This window comes from Streptomyces sp. NPDC007929 (assembly GCF_042959065.1).
In the GTDB taxonomy this organism is placed as follows: Bacteria; Actinomycetota; Actinomycetes; order Streptomycetales; family Streptomycetaceae; genus Streptomyces.
Map to the genome: position 1 here is coordinate 21238 of NZ_JBIBKD010000009.1, position 15554 is coordinate 36791.

A 15554-nucleotide genomic window follows, 5' to 3' on the forward strand; every position below is an offset into this window, starting at 1 on the left:
CCCTTGTCGGTCCTACGATCTGTTGATCCGATCGGGGGAAGTGGTCGGGTGGGTCGTCGTGCTCCAGCAGGGGCGTTGCAGAGCGTGAACTAGGCTCTGGGGCACGCCCGAACCGGAGTCCCGGCGGGCCGGTGTGTGCGGTGGGACGGGAGTGTGGCCCGTGACGGATCAGGTCGTGGAGACAGGCGACGTGCGGCCGGCCGGGCGCGCTGCCGGGGAGATCGAGTTCCTGGGCCGCACACGGGAGTTGAAGGAACTGCGCGCCGACATCGAGCGCGCCGGACTGGACACCCTAGCCGGCCGCAAAGCACCCCGCGCGCGGGTGCTGCTCATCGCCGGCCGGCCCGGCTCGGGCCGTACCGCGCTCGCCGGGGAACTCGTCCGGCAGGTGGCGGACCGTTACCCCGACGGCGTACTGCGCGCCCGCCTCACCGAACCCGACGGCACCCCCGTCCCCGTCGGACGCGCGGCCCGGGACCTCCTGACCGCCCTGGACGAGCGGGCACCGGCCGGGGCCTGCGAGGACGATCTCACCGACGCCCTGCGCACCGCCCTCGCCGACCGCCGGGTGCTGCTCCTGCTGGACGACGCGGCCGACGCCGAGCAGGTCGACGCCCTGCTGCCCGACACACCGGACTGCCTCGTCGTCGCGGTCTCCCAGGGCCCGCTGACCGGCATCTCCGACGTCCGCCCCTGCACCCTGGGCGGCCTGGACGCCAAGTCCGGGGTGGAGCTGCTGACCCGGCACACCGGCTCGGTCCGCATCACCGTCGACCCCCGGGCCGCCGAGGGCCTCGCCGAGGAGTGCCAGGGGCAGCCCGCCGCGCTGATGCTGGCCGGCGGCTGGCTCGCGGCCCGCCCCAAGGCCGCCGTCTCCGATCTCGCCAAACAGCTGCGCGCCGAGGACACCGAGGGCACCGCCCTGACCCGGGTGTTCCGGCTCGCGTACGACGCCCTGCCCGCGACCTCCGCCCGGATGCTGCGCCTGCTGGCCCTCGCCCCGGCCGGGCTGGTCGACCCGCAGACCGCCTCCGCGCTGGTCGGCTCCTCGGTCGGCGGCGCCCGCGCCCTGCTCGACGACTTCGTCGCCCTGGGCTTCCTGCACGCGGTGGACTCCCCGCTGCCGCAGTACGAGGTGCCCGGCTGCCTGCAGCCGCAGCTGCGGATCCTCGCCGAGCACCACGAACGCCCCGCCGAGCTCCAGCTGGCCCGCGCCCGCATGCTGGAGCGGACCGTACGGCTGCTCCAGGCCTGCCGCGCCATCACCGAGACCGACAGCCCCCAGGCCCGCCAGAAGCTCCTCGACATGCCGCGCGCCCTGCGCTTCCCCACCCCGCGGGCCGCCGCCGACTGGCTGCGCCTGACCCGGCCCGCCCTGCTGGCCTCGGCCCGGCTCGCGGTCGCCGACGGCGAGCTCGACACCCTGGCACGGCGGCTGATGTCCCAGCTGGTCCGGGCGATGGCGGCGCACATCGGCACCCAGGCCGCCGCGCCCGACCTGTACGACATCCACCGCATGGTCCTCGGTGTCGCCGAGCGCCGGAGACTGCCCCGGGAGCGCGCCGCCGCCCTGCTCAACCTCGGCGACCTCGACGCCCGCACCGGCCGTACGGCCGACGCCCTGGCCCGCTACCGGGCCGCGCTGGACGCCGGGCGCGAGGTGAACGACCCGTACGCGACCGGCCGCGCGATGGAATCCGTAGGAGGCGCCTACCAGGACCTCGACGACTTCGACCGGGCCGCCGACTGGTTCGGCCGCGCCCTGGTCGAGCGGCTCGCCCGGGGCGAGCGCGCGGAGGCCGCCCGGCTCTACGGGCGGATCGCCGCGGCCCACACCTTCGCCGGCCGCTACGGCGAGGCCCTGCGCAACTGGCGCGCGGCGATCGCCGGACACCGCAAGAACGGCGACGTGGCCGCCCAGGCCCGGGCCCTGAGCGAGCTGGCGCGGGTCCAGGAGTACGCGGGCCGCCCGGAGGAATCGCTGCGCACCTGCCGGGAGGCCGTGGAGTGGGCCCGGCGCGCCGAGGACCCGCGGTTGCAGGCGGCCCTGCATCTGCGGCTCGCCGACACCCTCGAACACCTCGAAGACCCCGCCTCGGCAGCGCTGCACCGGGGCGCCGCCGAGCGGATTCTCGGCGATTCAAACCTTCAAAACGACCCTGACGCCTGCGAAATCCGTACCGCATCACTCGAAGATTGATGCAATGAAAGGCTAGACAGCGAGAACACCTTCATTAGACTGGCTCTGCCGCACGTTCTCCTGCGGTCTCTCCCGGTGTGCCCGTGCGTGCCCGGGTATGTCTTAGTAAGACCCCCCATACCCTCTGAGCCAAGGACCGTGATCGACGTGAAGGTCGGCATCCCCCGCGAGGTCAAGAACAACGAGTTCCGGGTGGCCATCACCCCCGCCGGCGTGCACGAGCTGGTGCGCCACGGCCACCAGGTCGTCATCGAGCGTGGCGCCGGCGTCGGCTCCTCGATCCCCGACACCGAGTACGTCGCCGCCGGTGCGCAGATCCTGGACACCGCCGACGAGGTGTGGGCCGCCGCCGACCTGCTGCTGAAGGTCAAGGAGCCCATCGCCGAGGAGTACCACCGCCTCCGCAAGGACCAGACGCTCTTCACCTACCTGCACCTGGCCGCCTCCAAGGAGTGCACGGACGCCCTCCTGGAGTCCGGCACCACCGCCATCGCCTACGAGACCGTCGAGCTGCCCAGCCGCGCGCTGCCGCTGCTCGCTCCGATGTCCGAGGTCGCCGGCCGGCTGGCCCCGCAGGTCGGCGCCTACCACCTGATGCGCGCCAACGGTGGCCGCGGTGTGCTGCCCGGCGGTGTCCCCGGCGTGCTGGCCGGCCGTGCCGTCGTGATCGGCGGCGGTGTCTCCGGCTGGAACGCCGCGCAGATCGCCATCGGCATGGGCTTCCACGTGACCCTGCTCGACAAGGACATCAACAAGCTCCGCGAGGCGGACAAGATCTTCGGCACGAAGATCCAGACCGTCGTCTCCAACGCCTTCGAGCTGGAGAAGGCCTGCCTGGAGGCCGACCTCGTCATCGGCGCCGTGCTGATCCCGGGCGCGAAGGCCCCGAAGTTGGTCACCAACGAGCTCGTCTCGCGGATGAAGCCCGGAAGTGTCCTTGTCGACATCGCGATCGACCAGGGCGGCTGCTTCGAGGACTCCCGTCCCACCACCCACGCCGAGCCGACCTTCCCGGTGCACAACTCGGTCTTCTACTGCGTCGCCAACATGCCCGGCGCGGTGCCGAACACCTCCACCTACGCGCTGACCAACGCGACGCTGCCGTACATCGTCGAGCTGGCCAACCACGGCTGGGTGGACGCGCTGCGCCGCGACCCGGCGCTGGCCAGGGGCCTCAACACGCATGACGGCAAGGTCGTTTACCGCGAGGTCGCCGAGGCGCACGGCGTGGAGCACGTGGAGCTGACCTCGCTGCTCGGCTGAGCCCGCACAGCCGGAAAGTCGGCTAACCCACCGAGCGGCAAAGGCGATACGTCAACACGGGTCGTCAACGCCGCGCACCCGGCCGGACCTTGCCCGACAAGGTCCGGCCGGATGTGTGTATGGTCACTTCGCGATTCTCGCGCAACTCGCCTCGAACGTAACCCTTCAACCGATTCGCACACCGGTGAAACCTGCCGTGCGACGGCCGTACGCCCTTGACAGCGGGATGTTTCATTGCCGACACATCGGGCCGGGTACGGCGGATTGTGTTGCTGCGGACGCCCGACACGCCATAGAGTCGCCAGCTGTCGGCATGGTGCCACGCTGACCTGTCTAGAAGTTTCCTGGTCACCAAGGAGGTAAGACGACTTGTGAATGAGTCGACATTTACTCCCGGGGGTGGCCAACCAGGAATGCCTGCACGGGACCAGGAGCCCGCGGGGTTCGCGGCTGTCGGCTCCGTCGCTGTGCGCACCTTCGCAGCCCACCAGAGTCAGCAGGCGACTCACACAGCACACCAGAAGATGGATGGCCATCACGTGAACGCCATGGCCGGCGACGGAAGTGGCGCGCCCCACAACCACTTCGCCGACTACGACGAACTGCCCGAGGGGCACTTCTACGACCCCGACGCGGAGTACGAGCCCGACCCCGAGTACGCGGCCACTCTCGCGCCCGACGCTGCCAGACAGCGCCGTGAGCGCGTCGGCCCGACCGGGCGTCCGCTGCCGTACTTCCCGATCCCGGGTCCGCTGCCCGAGCACGGACCCGCGAAGATCATCGCGATGTGCAACCAGAAGGGCGGCGTCGGCAAGACCACGTCGACCATCAACCTGGGTGCCGCGCTCGCGGAGTACGGACGCCGGGTCCTGCTCGTGGACTTCGACCCGCAGGGCGCGCTGTCGGTCGGACTCGGCGTCAACCCGATGGAGCTCGACCTCACCGTCTACAACCTGCTCATGGAGCGGGGGATGGCGGCCGACGAGGTGCTGCTGAAGACGGCGGTCCCCAACATGGACCTGCTGCCCAGCAACATCGACCTGTCGGCGGCCGAGGTCCAGCTCGTTTCCGAGGTCGCCCGCGAGTCGACGTTGCAGCGCGCCCTGAAGCCGCTGCTGCCCGACTACGACTTCATCGTCATCGACTGCCAGCCCTCGCTCGGCCTGCTCACGGTGAACGCCCTGACGGCCGCGCACAAGGTGATAGTGCCGCTGGAGTGCGAGTTCTTCGCGCTGCGTGGTGTGGCGCTGCTGACGGAGACCATCGAGAAGGTCCAGGAGCGGCTCAACCCGGAGCTGGAACTCGACGGCATCCTCGCCACGATGTACGACTCGCGCACGGTGCACAGCCGTGAGGTGCTCGCGCGGGTGGTCGAGGCGTTCGACGACCACGTCTACCACACGGTCATCGGGCGCACGGTCCGCTTCCCGGAGACCACGGTCGCCGGTGAGCCGATCACCACGTACGCCTCCAACTCCGTCGGTGCCGCCGCCTATCGCCAGCTCGCCAGGGAGGTGCTCGCCCGGTGTCACGCCGAGTGAGTCTGCCGGGGGCCGACGAACTCTTCCGTACGACAGGGGGGATGGCGCTTCAGTCGTCCCAGCCCAGGCGTCAGGCCAACGGCGACGCCCGGGTGCCCGCTCCGGCGGGGGAGGGCGACGCCGCTGCCGCAGCGGAGGACGCGCCGCAGTCGGTGCCCGCGCAGGGCGGCGACGGTGAGGGTCCGGAGCATGTCGCGGCGGACGCGGAACCGGCCGAGGCCGGGGAGGCCCACAGCCGTTCCGCGGCCGCGGAACGCTCCGGCTCCGCCCGTCAGCAGGCTGCGGCGCAGGAAGGTTCTGCCGCCGCTCCCCGCAAGCGCGGCCGGAGTCCCTCGCGCCGCCCCAGCGGCCGTGAGCGGCACGACGAGAAGATCACGGTCTATGTGTCGGCCGAGGAGCTCATGGACCTTGAGCACGCCCGTCTGGTGCTCCGCGGCGAGCACGGCCTGGCCGTGGACCGCGGGCGCATCGTCCGTGAGGCGGTCGCGGTGGTCCTCGCCGACCTGGAGACCCGCGGAGACGCCAGCATCCTCGTACGACGACTGCGCGGGCGGTAGCGGTAGCCTGCGGGGGCCATGACCTCGAACGCCTCCTCACCTCCCCCCGGCGCCCCGCCCGGCCGCCGACGCGCGCTGGGACGGGGCCCGGGGACGGACGCGACGACTCCGCCGACCGAACGCCCAGAGGCCGAACCGCCCCCCTCGTCCGAGGAACCCACCCCCGAGGCTCCACCGACCGAGCCGGCCGAGTCGCCCGGGCGCTCCGCGGAGGGTGCCGGGACGGTTCCGCCGGTCGAACCGGGGGTGGAGGCGGAGTCCGGGTTCGCAGCCGCACCGCCTGCGGGCGTGGCCGAGGCGGTCGGGGCCTCTTCGAGCGCACCCCCGGCGGGGGAGGGCTTCCGGGTTCGGCTGGCCAATTTCGAGGGGCCGTTCGATCTGCTGTTGCAGTTGATCTCGCGGCACAAGATGGATGTCACCGAGGTCGCGCTGTCGAAGGTGACCGATGAGTTCATGGCGCACATCCGGGCGATGGGGCCGGACTGGGACCTGGACGAGACGACCGAGTTCCTGGTCGTCGCCGCCACCCTGCTCGATCTGAAGGCCGCGCGGCTGCTGCCCGCCGCCGAGGTGGAGGACGAGGGCGATCTCGCGCTGCTCGAAGCACGGGACCTGCTGTTCGCCCGGCTGCTGCAGTACCGCGCGTACAAACAGATCGCCGACATCTTCAGTGGGCGTCTCGACGACGAGGCCCGGCGCTACCCCCGTACCGTCGGCCTCGAGGCGCACCACGCCGAGCTGCTGCCCGACGTCGTCATCAGCATCGGGGCGGAAGGATTCGCCAAGCTCGCCGTGAAGGCGATGCAGCCGCGGCCCAAGCCGCAGGTCTACGTGGACCACATCCACGCCCCCCTGGTCAGCGTGCAGGAGCAGGCACGGATCGTCGTGGCACGGCTCAGGGAGCTCGGCGAGGCCGGTTTCCGGGACCTCGTGGCGGACACCGACGACACCCTGACCATCGTGGCGAGGTTCCTCGCCCTGCTGGAGCTGTACCGCGAGAAGGCCGTCGCCCTGGAGCAGGAGACCGCCCTCGGGGACCTGCTCGTGCGGTGGACCGGCGGCGACGGGGACGAGACACCGACCGTCACCGACGAGTTCGACCGGCCGCCCGAGCCGCCGAAGGAGGAGAAGAAGGCGTGAGCGAAGCAACGACCGATCTGCCGGCCGGGACGCCCGCCGTCGCCGGCCTCGATCTCAAGCCCGCCCTGGAGGCCGTCCTGATGGTCGTGGACGAGCCCGCGACCGAGGAGCACCTCGCGAAGATACTGGAGCGGCCCAAGCGGCAGATCGCGGACGCCCTGCGCGAGCTGGCCGACGAGTACACCGTCCAGGGCCGCGGCTTCGAGCTGCGGTACGTCGCGAACGGCTGGCGCTTCTACACCCGGGCCGCCTACGCCCCGGCCGTCGAGCGGTTCGTCCTGGACGGCCAGCAGGCCCGCCTCACCCAGGCCGCCCTGGAGACCCTGGCCGTCGTCGCCTACCGGCAGCCGGTCAGCCGCAGCCGGGTCTCGGCCGTCCGCGGAGTCAACTGCGACGGTGTCATGCGCACCCTCCTCCAGCGCGGTCTGATAGAGGAGGCGGGCACGGAACCCGAAACAGGTGCGATCCTGTACAGGACGACGAACTACTTCCTGGAGCGGATGGGCCTGCGCGGTCTGGACGAGCTCCCGGAGCTCGCGCCCTTCCTCCCGGAGGCGGAGGCGATCGAGGCCGAGACCCAGGAAGGCGTACCGTCGTTCGACCCGGACGCGCCTGACGACGTCGTGCCGGGCAGCCGCCCGGCCACCCCGGGTACCGACGACGAAGACGACCAGACGGAACTTTGATGCGAAGCAGCAGCGGCAGGAACAGCAGCGGAAACAACGGCGGGAGCCGTGGTGGCAACAGCGGCGGCCGCGGCGGGAGTGGTGGTGGTCGCGGCAACTTCCGCGGCGCCGGCAACAACCGCGACGACAACCAGGGCAGTGGCCGTCCGAAGAAGCCGCGCCCGGAGGAGCGCCGCTACGACGTGGGCCCCGGGGCGACCAAGGACGGCCCCAAGGCCGGGCGCGGCGGCGCGGCCCGCGGTGGCGCCAAGGGCGGCCCGAAGCAGCCCCACAAGCAGGGGCGTACGGCCCCGGCGCGCCCGCGTGAGTACGAGGCGCAGGTCGAGGAGCGCAACCGCGACCGGTACGCCGGGAAGAAGGAGGTCAAGCTCCCGAAGACCTTCCCCGGCGCCGAGCAGGAGGGCGAGCGGCTGCAGAAGGTCCTCGCCCGCGCGGGCTTCGGCTCCCGGCGTTCCTGCGAGGAGCTGATCGAGCAGGCCCGGGTCGAGATCAACGGCGAGATCGTCCTGGAGCAGGGGCGGCGCGTCGACCCGGAGAAGGACGAGATCAAGGTCGACGGCCTGACCGTCGCCACACAGAGCTACCAGTTCTTCTCGCTCAACAAGCCCGCCGGGGTCGTCTCCACCATGGAGGACCCGGAGGGCCGCCAGTGCCTCGGTGACTACGTCACCAACCGCGAGACCCGGCTCTTCCACGTCGGCCGGCTCGACACCGAGACCGAGGGCGTCATCCTGCTCACCAACCACGGCGAGCTGGCCCACCGGCTGACCCACCCGAAGTACGGCGTGAAGAAGACCTACCTCGCGCACATCGTCGGGCCCATCCCGCGTGACCTGGGCAAGCAGCTCAAGGACGGCATCCAGCTGGAGGACGGCTACGCCCGCGCGGACCACTTCCGGGTCGTCCAGCAGACCGGCAAGAACTACCTCGTCGAGGTCACCCTCCACGAGGGCCGCAAGCACATCGTGCGCCGGATGCTCGCGGAGGCCGGCTTCCCGGTCGACAAGCTGGTCCGGGTCGCCTTCGGGCCGATCACCCTGGGCGACCAGAAGTCCGGCTGGCTGCGGCGGCTGTCCAACACGGAGGTCGGCATGCTGATGCAGGAGGTCGACCTCTAGGGATCACGTCCCTCCGAGGGCTTGTGAGCACGCCGCACCCCCTTTTATAGTCGCACTGACTATTAAAGGGGGTGCGGGTGCATGGACGGCTACGACAAGCACGCCCACGAACCCTTCGCGGTGACCGTGGACCTCGCGGTGTTCACCCTCCGGGAGGGCGCGCTGCACGTGCTGCTCGTCGAGCGCGGGCAGGAGCCGTACGCCGGGCACTGGGCGCTGCCCGGCGGCTTTCTGCAGCCGGAGGAGTCCGCGGAGACGGCCGCCCGGCGTGAACTCGCCGAGGAGACCGGCCTGTCCGACGTCTCGGAGCTGCATCTGGAGCAGCTGCGGACCTACAGCGAGCCCGGCCGCGACCCCCGGATGCGGGTCGTCTCGGTCGCCTTCGCGGCGCTGCTGCCCGACGCCCCCGAGGCGCACGGCGGCAGCGACGCGGCGCAGGCCCGCTGGGTGCCGTACGCCGCCGCGGGACCGCTCGCCTTCGACCACGACCGCATCCTGGCCGACGCCCACGACCGCGTCGGCGCCAAGCTCGAGTACACCTGCCTCGCCACCGCCTTCTGCGCGCCCGAGTTCACCCTCGGCGAGCTCCAGCAGGTCTACGAGAGCGTGTGGGGCACCGCGCTCGACCGGCCCAACTTCCGGCGCAAGGTGCTCGCCACGCCCGGCTTCGTCGCCCCCGTCCCGGGCGCCGCCCGGCTGACCGGCGGCCGCGGCAAACCCGCCGCGCTGTACCGCGCCGGCGCCGCCACCGCCCTCCACCCACCTCTCCTGCGGCCCACCCGGGAAGGACGCCCCGCATGACCACCCTCGTCCACAAGCAAGCCGCCACCGGAGCGCTCACGGGCCTGGCCCTCGGCGACGCCCTGGGCTATCCCACCGAGTTCGACGACGTCCCCGCGATCCTCGCCAAGTGCGGGCCCTGGCGGCGCATGGAGCTGCCCGGGCGCGCGGTCGTCTCGGACGACACCCAGATGACGCTGGCGCTGGGTCACGCGGTGCGCACGGCCATGGACCGGGGTGTGCTCGCCCCGTTGGGACTGACGCGGCCCCTGCGTGAGGAGTTCGTGAACTGGTACCAGTCCCCGGAGAACAACCGGGCTCCGGGGCGCACCTGCATGAAGGCCTGCCACCTGCTGAAGGACGACTCCCGCCCCTGGCAGGACGCCAGCCAGACCGAGTCCAAGGGCTGCGGCGCCAACATGCGCGTCGCGCCGCTGGGCCTGGTGTCCGGCCTGAGCGACGAACAGCGCGCGGGCGCCGCCCAGTTGCAGTCCGCCCTCACCCACGGGCACCCCACCGCGCTCGCCGCGTCCGACCTCACCGCGCACGCCGTACGCCTGCTCGCGCAGGGCGCGGAGCCGACCGGGCTGATCGGCCTGCTGCGCTCGTACGCCCTGGAGAACCGCGGGCACTACCACGAGCGCTGGCTCGGCGACCTGTGGCGGCGGGCCGGGGACGCGAGCCCCGGGCAGTTCATCGCGCGCGGCTGGGACGAGTGCCTGGAGGTCCTCGAACGGCTCCAGCGCGCCGTGCGCACCGTCTCGCCGGAGACCGACCCCTGTCTGGCCACCGGCGAGGGCTGGATCGCCGAGGAGGCCCTGGCGACCGGGTTGCTGTGCTTCCTGCTCTTCGTCGACGAACCGGTGACGGCCCTGCGCCGCGCCGCCTGCACCTCCGGCGACTCGGACTCGATCGCCTGCCTGACGGGCGCCTTCGCGGGCGCCCACCTGGGCGCGGAGGCCTGGCCCACCGAGTGGGCCGACCGCGTCGAGTACCGAACCGATCTGCTCACCCTCGGGGCGCTGTGGGACGCGTGAGGGAGCGGGGCCGGGCGCGGGACGTCAGGTCATGCGGATCGAGTTGCCCTCCACGGTGATCTGCTCGGCGGGCAGCGGCCGGGTCGCCGGGCCGTGGGCCACCGCGCCGTCGGCGATCTCGAACTTGCTGCCGTGGCAGGGGCAGTTGATCGTGCCGTCGGAGACCGTGGACACCAGGCAGCGCTGGTGGGTGCAGATCGCCGAGAAGGCCTTGAACCGGCCCTCCTCCGGCTGGGTCACCACGACCTCCTCGTCCTGGAAGATCTTGCCGCCGCCCACCGGGATGTCCCCGATGTCGGCCAGCACCCGACCGGCGGCACCGCTCGCCGGGTCCTCGCCGGTGGGGGACTTGGTCGACGTGGAGCCGCTGTCGTCGCCGCCCCCGCCGCAGGCCGCGACGAGCGCCGTCGCACCGGTCACGCCCGTCGCGAGGAGGACCGTGCGGCGCGTGGTCTCGTAGGTCATGTCGTCACTCCGAACGTGCCGAAGATGGGTGAACCGGAATTTGCATCATCTTGGCACCGAAACTACCCAAAGGTGACGACCCTGGCGTCTCATCGGGCGGGCGCCGCGCACCCGGGCCGCGCGGGCTGACTAGGCTGGTCGGACGTAGAGCAAGCACGTCAGCAGCGACACGCACACCAGCAAGGAGCATCGCCGTGGCGGTACGAGCGGTCCGGGGCGCCGTCCAACTCGAACGGGACGAGGCCGGGCACATGGACGAGCGGGTCGGAGCCCTGCTCACCGAGATCCTGGAGCGCAACGAGCTCGCCGCCGACGACCTGATCAGCATCTGGTTCACGGCCACGCCCGACCTGCACAGCGACTTCCCGGCCGCCGCCGCCCGCAAGCTGGGCATCGTCGACGTACCGCTGATCTGCGCCCAGGAGCTGGACATCGAGGGCGCCATGCCACGGGTCGTCCGGGTCCTCGCCCACATCGAGTCCGACCGGCCCCGCGACGGCATCGCCCACGTCTACCTCGGCGCCGCCGCCGCCCTGCGCAAGGACATCGCCCAGTGAGGACCGCACTCGTCATCGGCACCGGCCTGATCGGTACCTCCGCCGCCCTGGCCCTGTCCCAGCGCGGCGTCACCGTGCACCTCGCCGACCCCGACCCGGAGCAGGCCCGTACGGCGGCCGCCCTCGGCGCCGGTACGGACGAGACGCCCGACGGGCCCGTCGACCTCGTGATCGTCGCCGCCCCGCCCGCCCATGTCGCGGACGTGCTCACCGACGCCATCGGCCGCGGCGCCGGACGCGGCTACCTCGACGTCGCCAGCGTGAAGGGCGGGCCCCGCCGCGCACTGGAGGCACGCGGCCTCGACCTGTCCGCCTACATCGGCTCGCACCCCATGTCGGGCCGGGAGAAGTCCGGCCCGCTGGCCGCGACCGGCGACCTCTTCGAGGGCCGCCCCTGGGTGCTCACCCCGACCCGGGACACCGACACCGAGGTGCTGAACCTCGCCCTGGAGCTGGTCTCGCACTGCCGGGCCGTGCCGGTCGTCATGGACGCCGACGCCCACGACCGGGCCGTCGCCCTCGTCTCCCACATGCCCCACCTGGTCTCCAGCCTGGTCGCCGCGCGCCTGGAGCACGCCGAGGAGTCCGCCGTACGACTGTGCGGACAGGGCATCCGCGATGTGACGAGGATCGCCGCCTCCGACCCCGGGATGTGGATCGACATCCTCTCCGCGAACCCCGCGCCGGTCGCCGACCTGCTCACGGACGTCGCCGCCGACCTGGAGGAGACCGTGCGGGCCCTGCGCGCCCTGCAGTCCTCCGACGACCACAAGCGCCGCGAGGGCGCCGGCGGGATCGAGGACGTGCTGCGGCGCGGCAACGCCGGGCAGGTCCGCGTCCCCGGCAAGCACGGCTCCGCGCCCCGGGCCTACGAGGTCGTGGCCGTGCTCATCGACGACCAGCCGGGACAGCTGGCCCGGATCTTCGCCGACGCGGGCCTGGCCGGCGTCAACATCGAGGACGTACGGATCGAGCACGCCACCGGGCAGCAGGCCGGTCTGGTGCAGCTGATGGTGGAGCCGAAGGCGGCCCCGGTGCTGAGCGCCGCGCTGCGGGAGCGGGGCTGGGCGCTCCGGCAGTAGGGCGGGCCGCGGGGGGCCGGCCGACGCGCGGCCGGACGAGTGACGCGAACCCAGTAACCTTGTGCGGGGCACTCGCGCCCTCACCCCCGCCGAGCCCGGTCCAGGAAGGTCCCCACTGTGGAAAGCGCCACGCCAGTGATTGTCGCCATCGACGGCCCCGCCGGCACCGGCAAGTCGAGCACCTCGAAGGCCGTGGCGGCCCAGCTCGGGCTGAGCTACCTGGACACCGGCGCCCAGTACCGGGCGATCACCTGGTGGATGGTGAGCAACGGCATCGACATAGACGACCCGTCCGCCGTCGCCGCCGCCGCGGGCAAGCCCGAGATCGTCTCGGGTACCGACCCGCAGGGCCCGACCATCACGGTCGACGGCCTGGACGTGGCGGCCCCGATCCGCACCCAGGAGGTCTCCTCCAAGGTCAGCGCGGTCAGCGCGGTGCCCGAGGTGCGTGCCCGGATCACCGAGCTGCAGCGCTCGATCGCCGCCTCCGCCGAGCAGGGCATCGTCGTCGAGGGCCGGGACATCGGCACGACCGTGCTGCCGGACGCCGACCTCAAGATCTTCCTCACCGCCTCCCCGGAGGCGCGGGCCGCCCGCCGCAGCGGCGAGCTGAAGGGCTCCGACGTCCACTCCACCCGCGAGGCCCTGATCAAGCGGGACGCCGCCGACTCCAGCCGCAAGGCCTCCCCGCTCGCCAAGGCGGACGACGCCGTCGAGGTGGACACCACCGAGCTCACGCTGGCCCAGGTCATCGAGTGCGTCGTCACCCTCGTCGAGGAGAAGCGGGCCGGAAAGTGACCGAGCTGCCTTCGGCGCGGGGTGCCGAGGTCGGGCGGCGCATCGGCGTCGGCCTGATGTACGGGCTGTGGAAGCCCCGCGTGCTCGGCGCCTGGCGGGTGCCCGCGAGCGGCCCGGTGATCTTCGCGGTCAACCACTCCCACAACATCGACGGTCCGATGGTCATGGGGGTGGCACCCCGGCCGACCCACTTCCTGATCAAGAAGGAAGCGTTCATCGGACCGCTGGACCCCTTCCTGCTCGGCATCGGGCAGGTGAAGGTCGACCGCGACACCACCGACCGCACGGCGATCACCCGGGCGCTCGGCGTCCTGGCCGAAGGCGGCGTGCTCGGCATCTTCCCGGAGGGCACCCGGGGCGAGGGCGACTTCGCGTCGCTGCGCGCCGGCCTCGCGTACTTCGCGGTGCGCAGCGGCGCTCCGATCGTCCCGGTGGCCGTGCTGGGAAGTTCCGGCAAGCCGGGACGGTTGATAAAGGCGCTGCCACCGCTGCGCTCCCGCGTCGACGTCGTCTTCGGAGAGCCCTTCGAGGCGGGCGACGGCAGCGGCCGGCGCACGCGCAAGGCACTGGACGAGGCGACCGGACGCATCCAGAAGCAGCTCGCGGCCCACCTGGAAAACGCCAGGCGCCTCACCGGGCGCTAGGCGACACTGAGTAGTGGATCAGCCCGCGACAGCGGCCGCTCCACCGACCACCACGATGAACGACGAGGTACGGACTTCATGAACGACCACATCCAGCCCGACGGCTCGAACGCGTCCGAGGGCGCGCACGAGCATGACCACGGGGCGCTCGGCGACGCCGAGTTCGCGGAGTTCATGGAGCTCGCCGCGGAGGAGGGCTTCGACCTCGAGGACGTCGAGGGCGCCATCGAGGAGGCGGGCCACGGCCCGCTGCCCGTGCTCGCCGTCGTCGGCCGCCCCAATGTCGGCAAGTCGACTCTGGTGAACCGCATCATCGGGCGCCGCGAGGCCGTCGTCGAGGACAAGCCCGGCGTCACCCGCGATCGCGTCACCTACGAGGCCGAGTGGGCCGGCCGCCGCTTCAAGGTCGTCGACACCGGCGGCTGGGAGCAGGACGTCCTCGGCATCGACGCCTCCGTAGCCGCCCAGGCCGAGTACGCCATCGAGGCCGCTGACGCGGTCGTCTTCGTCGTCGACGCCAAGGTCGGCGCCACCGACACCGACGAGGCCGTCGTCCGGCTGCTGCGCAAGGCCGGCAAGCCGGTCGTGCTGTGCGCCAACAAGGTGGACGGCCCGAGCGGCGAGGCCGACGCCTCCTACCTGTGGTCGCTGGGCCTGGGAGAGCCGCACCCGGTCTCTGCGCTGCACGGCCGCGGCACCGGCGACATGCTCGACCAGGTCCTCGAAGTGCTCCCCGAGGCGCCGCGCGAGACGTTCGGCGGGGGCGGCATCGGCGGCCCGCGCCGCATCGCCCTGATCGGACGCCCGAACGTCGGCAAGTCCTCCCTGCTGAACAAGGTGGCGGGCGAGGAGCGCGTCGTCGTCAACGAGCTGGCGGGCACCACCCGTGACCCGGTCGACGAGCTGATCGAACTCGGCGGCGTCACCTGGAAGTTCGTCGACACGGCGGGTATCCGCAAGCGCGTCCACCTCCAGCAGGGCGCCGACTACTACGCCTCGCTGCGCACCGCCGCCGCCGTCGAGAAGGCGGAGGTCGCGGTCATCCTGATCGACGGCTCCGAGTCCATCTCGGTGCAGGACCAGCGGATCGTCACCATGGCCGTCGAGGCGGGCCGCGCGATCGTCCTGGCCTACAACAAGTGGGACACCCTCGACGAGGAGCGCCGCTACTACCTGGAGCGGGAGATCGAGACCGAGCTCGGCCAGGTGACCTGGGCCCCGCGGGTGAACGTCTCGGCGCGCACCGGGCGGCACATGGAGAAGCTGGTCCCGGCGATCGAGACGGCCCTGGCGGGCTGGGAGACCCGGGTCCCGACGGGTCGGCTGAACGCCTTCCTCGGTGAGCTCGTCGCCGCCCACCCGCACCCGGTCCGGGGCGGCAAGCAGCCCCGCATCCTGTTCGGCACGCAGGCCGGCACCAAGCCGCCGCGGTTCGTGCTGTTCGCCTCCGGGTTCATCGAGGCGGGCTACCGGCGCTTCATCGAGCGCCGCCTGCGCGAGGAGTTCGGCTTCGAGGGGACGCCGATCCATATCTCCGTGCGGGTGCGCGAGAAGCGCGGCAGGAAGAAGTAACGCGGAACACCGGGAAGGGGGGGCCCCGCGGGGGCGCCCCCCCCCCGGGGCGGGGGGGGCCCCCCCCCCCCCCCCCCCCCCCCCCCGCCCCCCCCCCCGGCCCCCGGGCGGGGC

15 protein-coding genes are annotated in these 15554 nt (G+C 72.3%); 14 read left to right on the plus strand and 1 reads right to left on the minus strand.

Annotated features, from left to right (window positions below; genetic code table 11):
* Positions 1-160: 160 nt before the first annotated feature.
* The 9 genes from ACFZDE_RS28450 to ACFZDE_RS28490 all read left to right on the plus strand — a co-directional run bounded on the left by ACFZDE_RS28450 (position 161) and on the right by ACFZDE_RS28490 (position 10322).
* Positions 161-2200 (plus strand): tetratricopeptide repeat protein, encoded by a 2040-nt coding sequence (locus ACFZDE_RS28450; protein ID WP_391204498.1) that lies wholly within the window; start codon positions 161-163, stop codon positions 2198-2200.
* A gap of 138 nt (positions 2201-2338) precedes the next feature.
* Positions 2339-3463, plus strand: coding sequence for an alanine dehydrogenase (gene ald / locus ACFZDE_RS28455; RefSeq protein ID WP_391006549.1), 1125 nt, complete (start codon positions 2339-2341; stop codon positions 3461-3463).
* Between the two features lie 413 nt (positions 3464-3876).
* Positions 3877-5004, plus strand: coding sequence for a ParA family protein (locus ACFZDE_RS28460; protein WP_078625596.1), 1128 nt, complete (start codon positions 3877-3879; stop codon positions 5002-5004).
* Positions 4989-5561 (plus strand): hypothetical protein, encoded by a 573-nt coding sequence (locus ACFZDE_RS28465; protein WP_391006553.1) that lies wholly within the window; start codon positions 4989-4991, stop codon positions 5559-5561. The genes ACFZDE_RS28460 and ACFZDE_RS28465 overlap by 16 nt, the downstream gene beginning before the upstream one ends.
* 18 nt (positions 5562-5579) lie before the next feature.
* A complete protein-coding gene (locus tag ACFZDE_RS28470; RefSeq protein ID WP_391204501.1) occupies positions 5580-6701 on the plus strand; it encodes a segregation/condensation protein A in 1122 nt (373 codons plus the stop codon).
* Positions 6698-7387 (plus strand): SMC-Scp complex subunit ScpB, encoded by a 690-nt coding sequence (gene scpB / locus ACFZDE_RS28475; RefSeq protein WP_391204504.1) that lies wholly within the window; start codon positions 6698-6700, stop codon positions 7385-7387. The genes ACFZDE_RS28470 and scpB overlap by 4 nt, the downstream gene beginning before the upstream one ends.
* The gene (locus ACFZDE_RS28480; RefSeq protein ID WP_391204507.1) at positions 7387-8505 is read left to right on the plus strand and encodes a pseudouridine synthase; all 1119 of its coding nucleotides are present in this window, start codon (positions 7387-7389) and stop codon (positions 8503-8505) included. The genes scpB and ACFZDE_RS28480 overlap by 1 nt, the downstream gene beginning before the upstream one ends.
* 81 nt (positions 8506-8586) lie before the next feature.
* Complete coding sequence (locus ACFZDE_RS28485; protein WP_391204510.1) at positions 8587-9306, plus strand: NUDIX domain-containing protein; 720 nt, start codon at positions 8587-8589, stop codon at positions 9304-9306.
* On the plus strand, positions 9303-10322 hold the full coding sequence (locus ACFZDE_RS28490) for an ADP-ribosylglycohydrolase family protein (protein WP_391204513.1): 1020 nt from the start codon (positions 9303-9305) through the stop codon (positions 10320-10322). Before ACFZDE_RS28485 ends, ACFZDE_RS28490 begins: the two co-directional genes overlap by 4 nt.
* A gap of 24 nt (positions 10323-10346) precedes the next feature.
* Here ACFZDE_RS28490 and ACFZDE_RS28495 read toward each other — a convergent pair whose 3' ends face one another.
* Positions 10347-10787: a Rieske 2Fe-2S domain-containing protein gene (locus ACFZDE_RS28495; RefSeq protein WP_391204516.1), complete on the minus strand. Its 441-nt coding sequence runs from the start codon at positions 10785-10787 to the stop codon at positions 10347-10349.
* A 194-nt stretch (positions 10788-10981) separates the two neighbouring features.
* Between ACFZDE_RS28495 and aroH the strand changes: the two genes are divergently transcribed.
* From aroH to der, 5 genes are all read left to right on the plus strand, one after another.
* Positions 10982-11344, plus strand: coding sequence for a chorismate mutase (gene aroH, locus ACFZDE_RS28500; protein ID WP_391006572.1), 363 nt, complete (start codon positions 10982-10984; stop codon positions 11342-11344).
* On the plus strand, positions 11341-12426 hold the full coding sequence (locus ACFZDE_RS28505; protein ID WP_391204519.1) for a prephenate dehydrogenase: 1086 nt from the start codon (positions 11341-11343) through the stop codon (positions 12424-12426). The genes aroH and ACFZDE_RS28505 overlap by 4 nt, the downstream gene beginning before the upstream one ends.
* A gap of 135 nt (positions 12427-12561) precedes the next feature.
* Positions 12562-13224 carry a (d)CMP kinase gene (cmk, locus tag ACFZDE_RS28510; RefSeq protein WP_391006577.1) on the plus strand — a complete coding sequence of 221 codons (663 nt, stop codon included), beginning with the start codon at positions 12562-12564 and terminating at the stop codon, positions 13222-13224.
* On the plus strand, positions 13221-13868 hold the full coding sequence (locus tag ACFZDE_RS28515; protein WP_391204522.1) for a 1-acyl-sn-glycerol-3-phosphate acyltransferase: 648 nt from the start codon (positions 13221-13223) through the stop codon (positions 13866-13868). The genes cmk and ACFZDE_RS28515 overlap by 4 nt, the downstream gene beginning before the upstream one ends.
* 78 nt (positions 13869-13946) lie before the next feature.
* Entirely contained in the window at positions 13947-15440 is a 1494-nt protein-coding gene (gene der, locus ACFZDE_RS28520) for a ribosome biogenesis GTPase Der (RefSeq protein WP_391006583.1), read from the plus strand.
* Positions 15441-15554 lie beyond the last annotated feature (114 nt).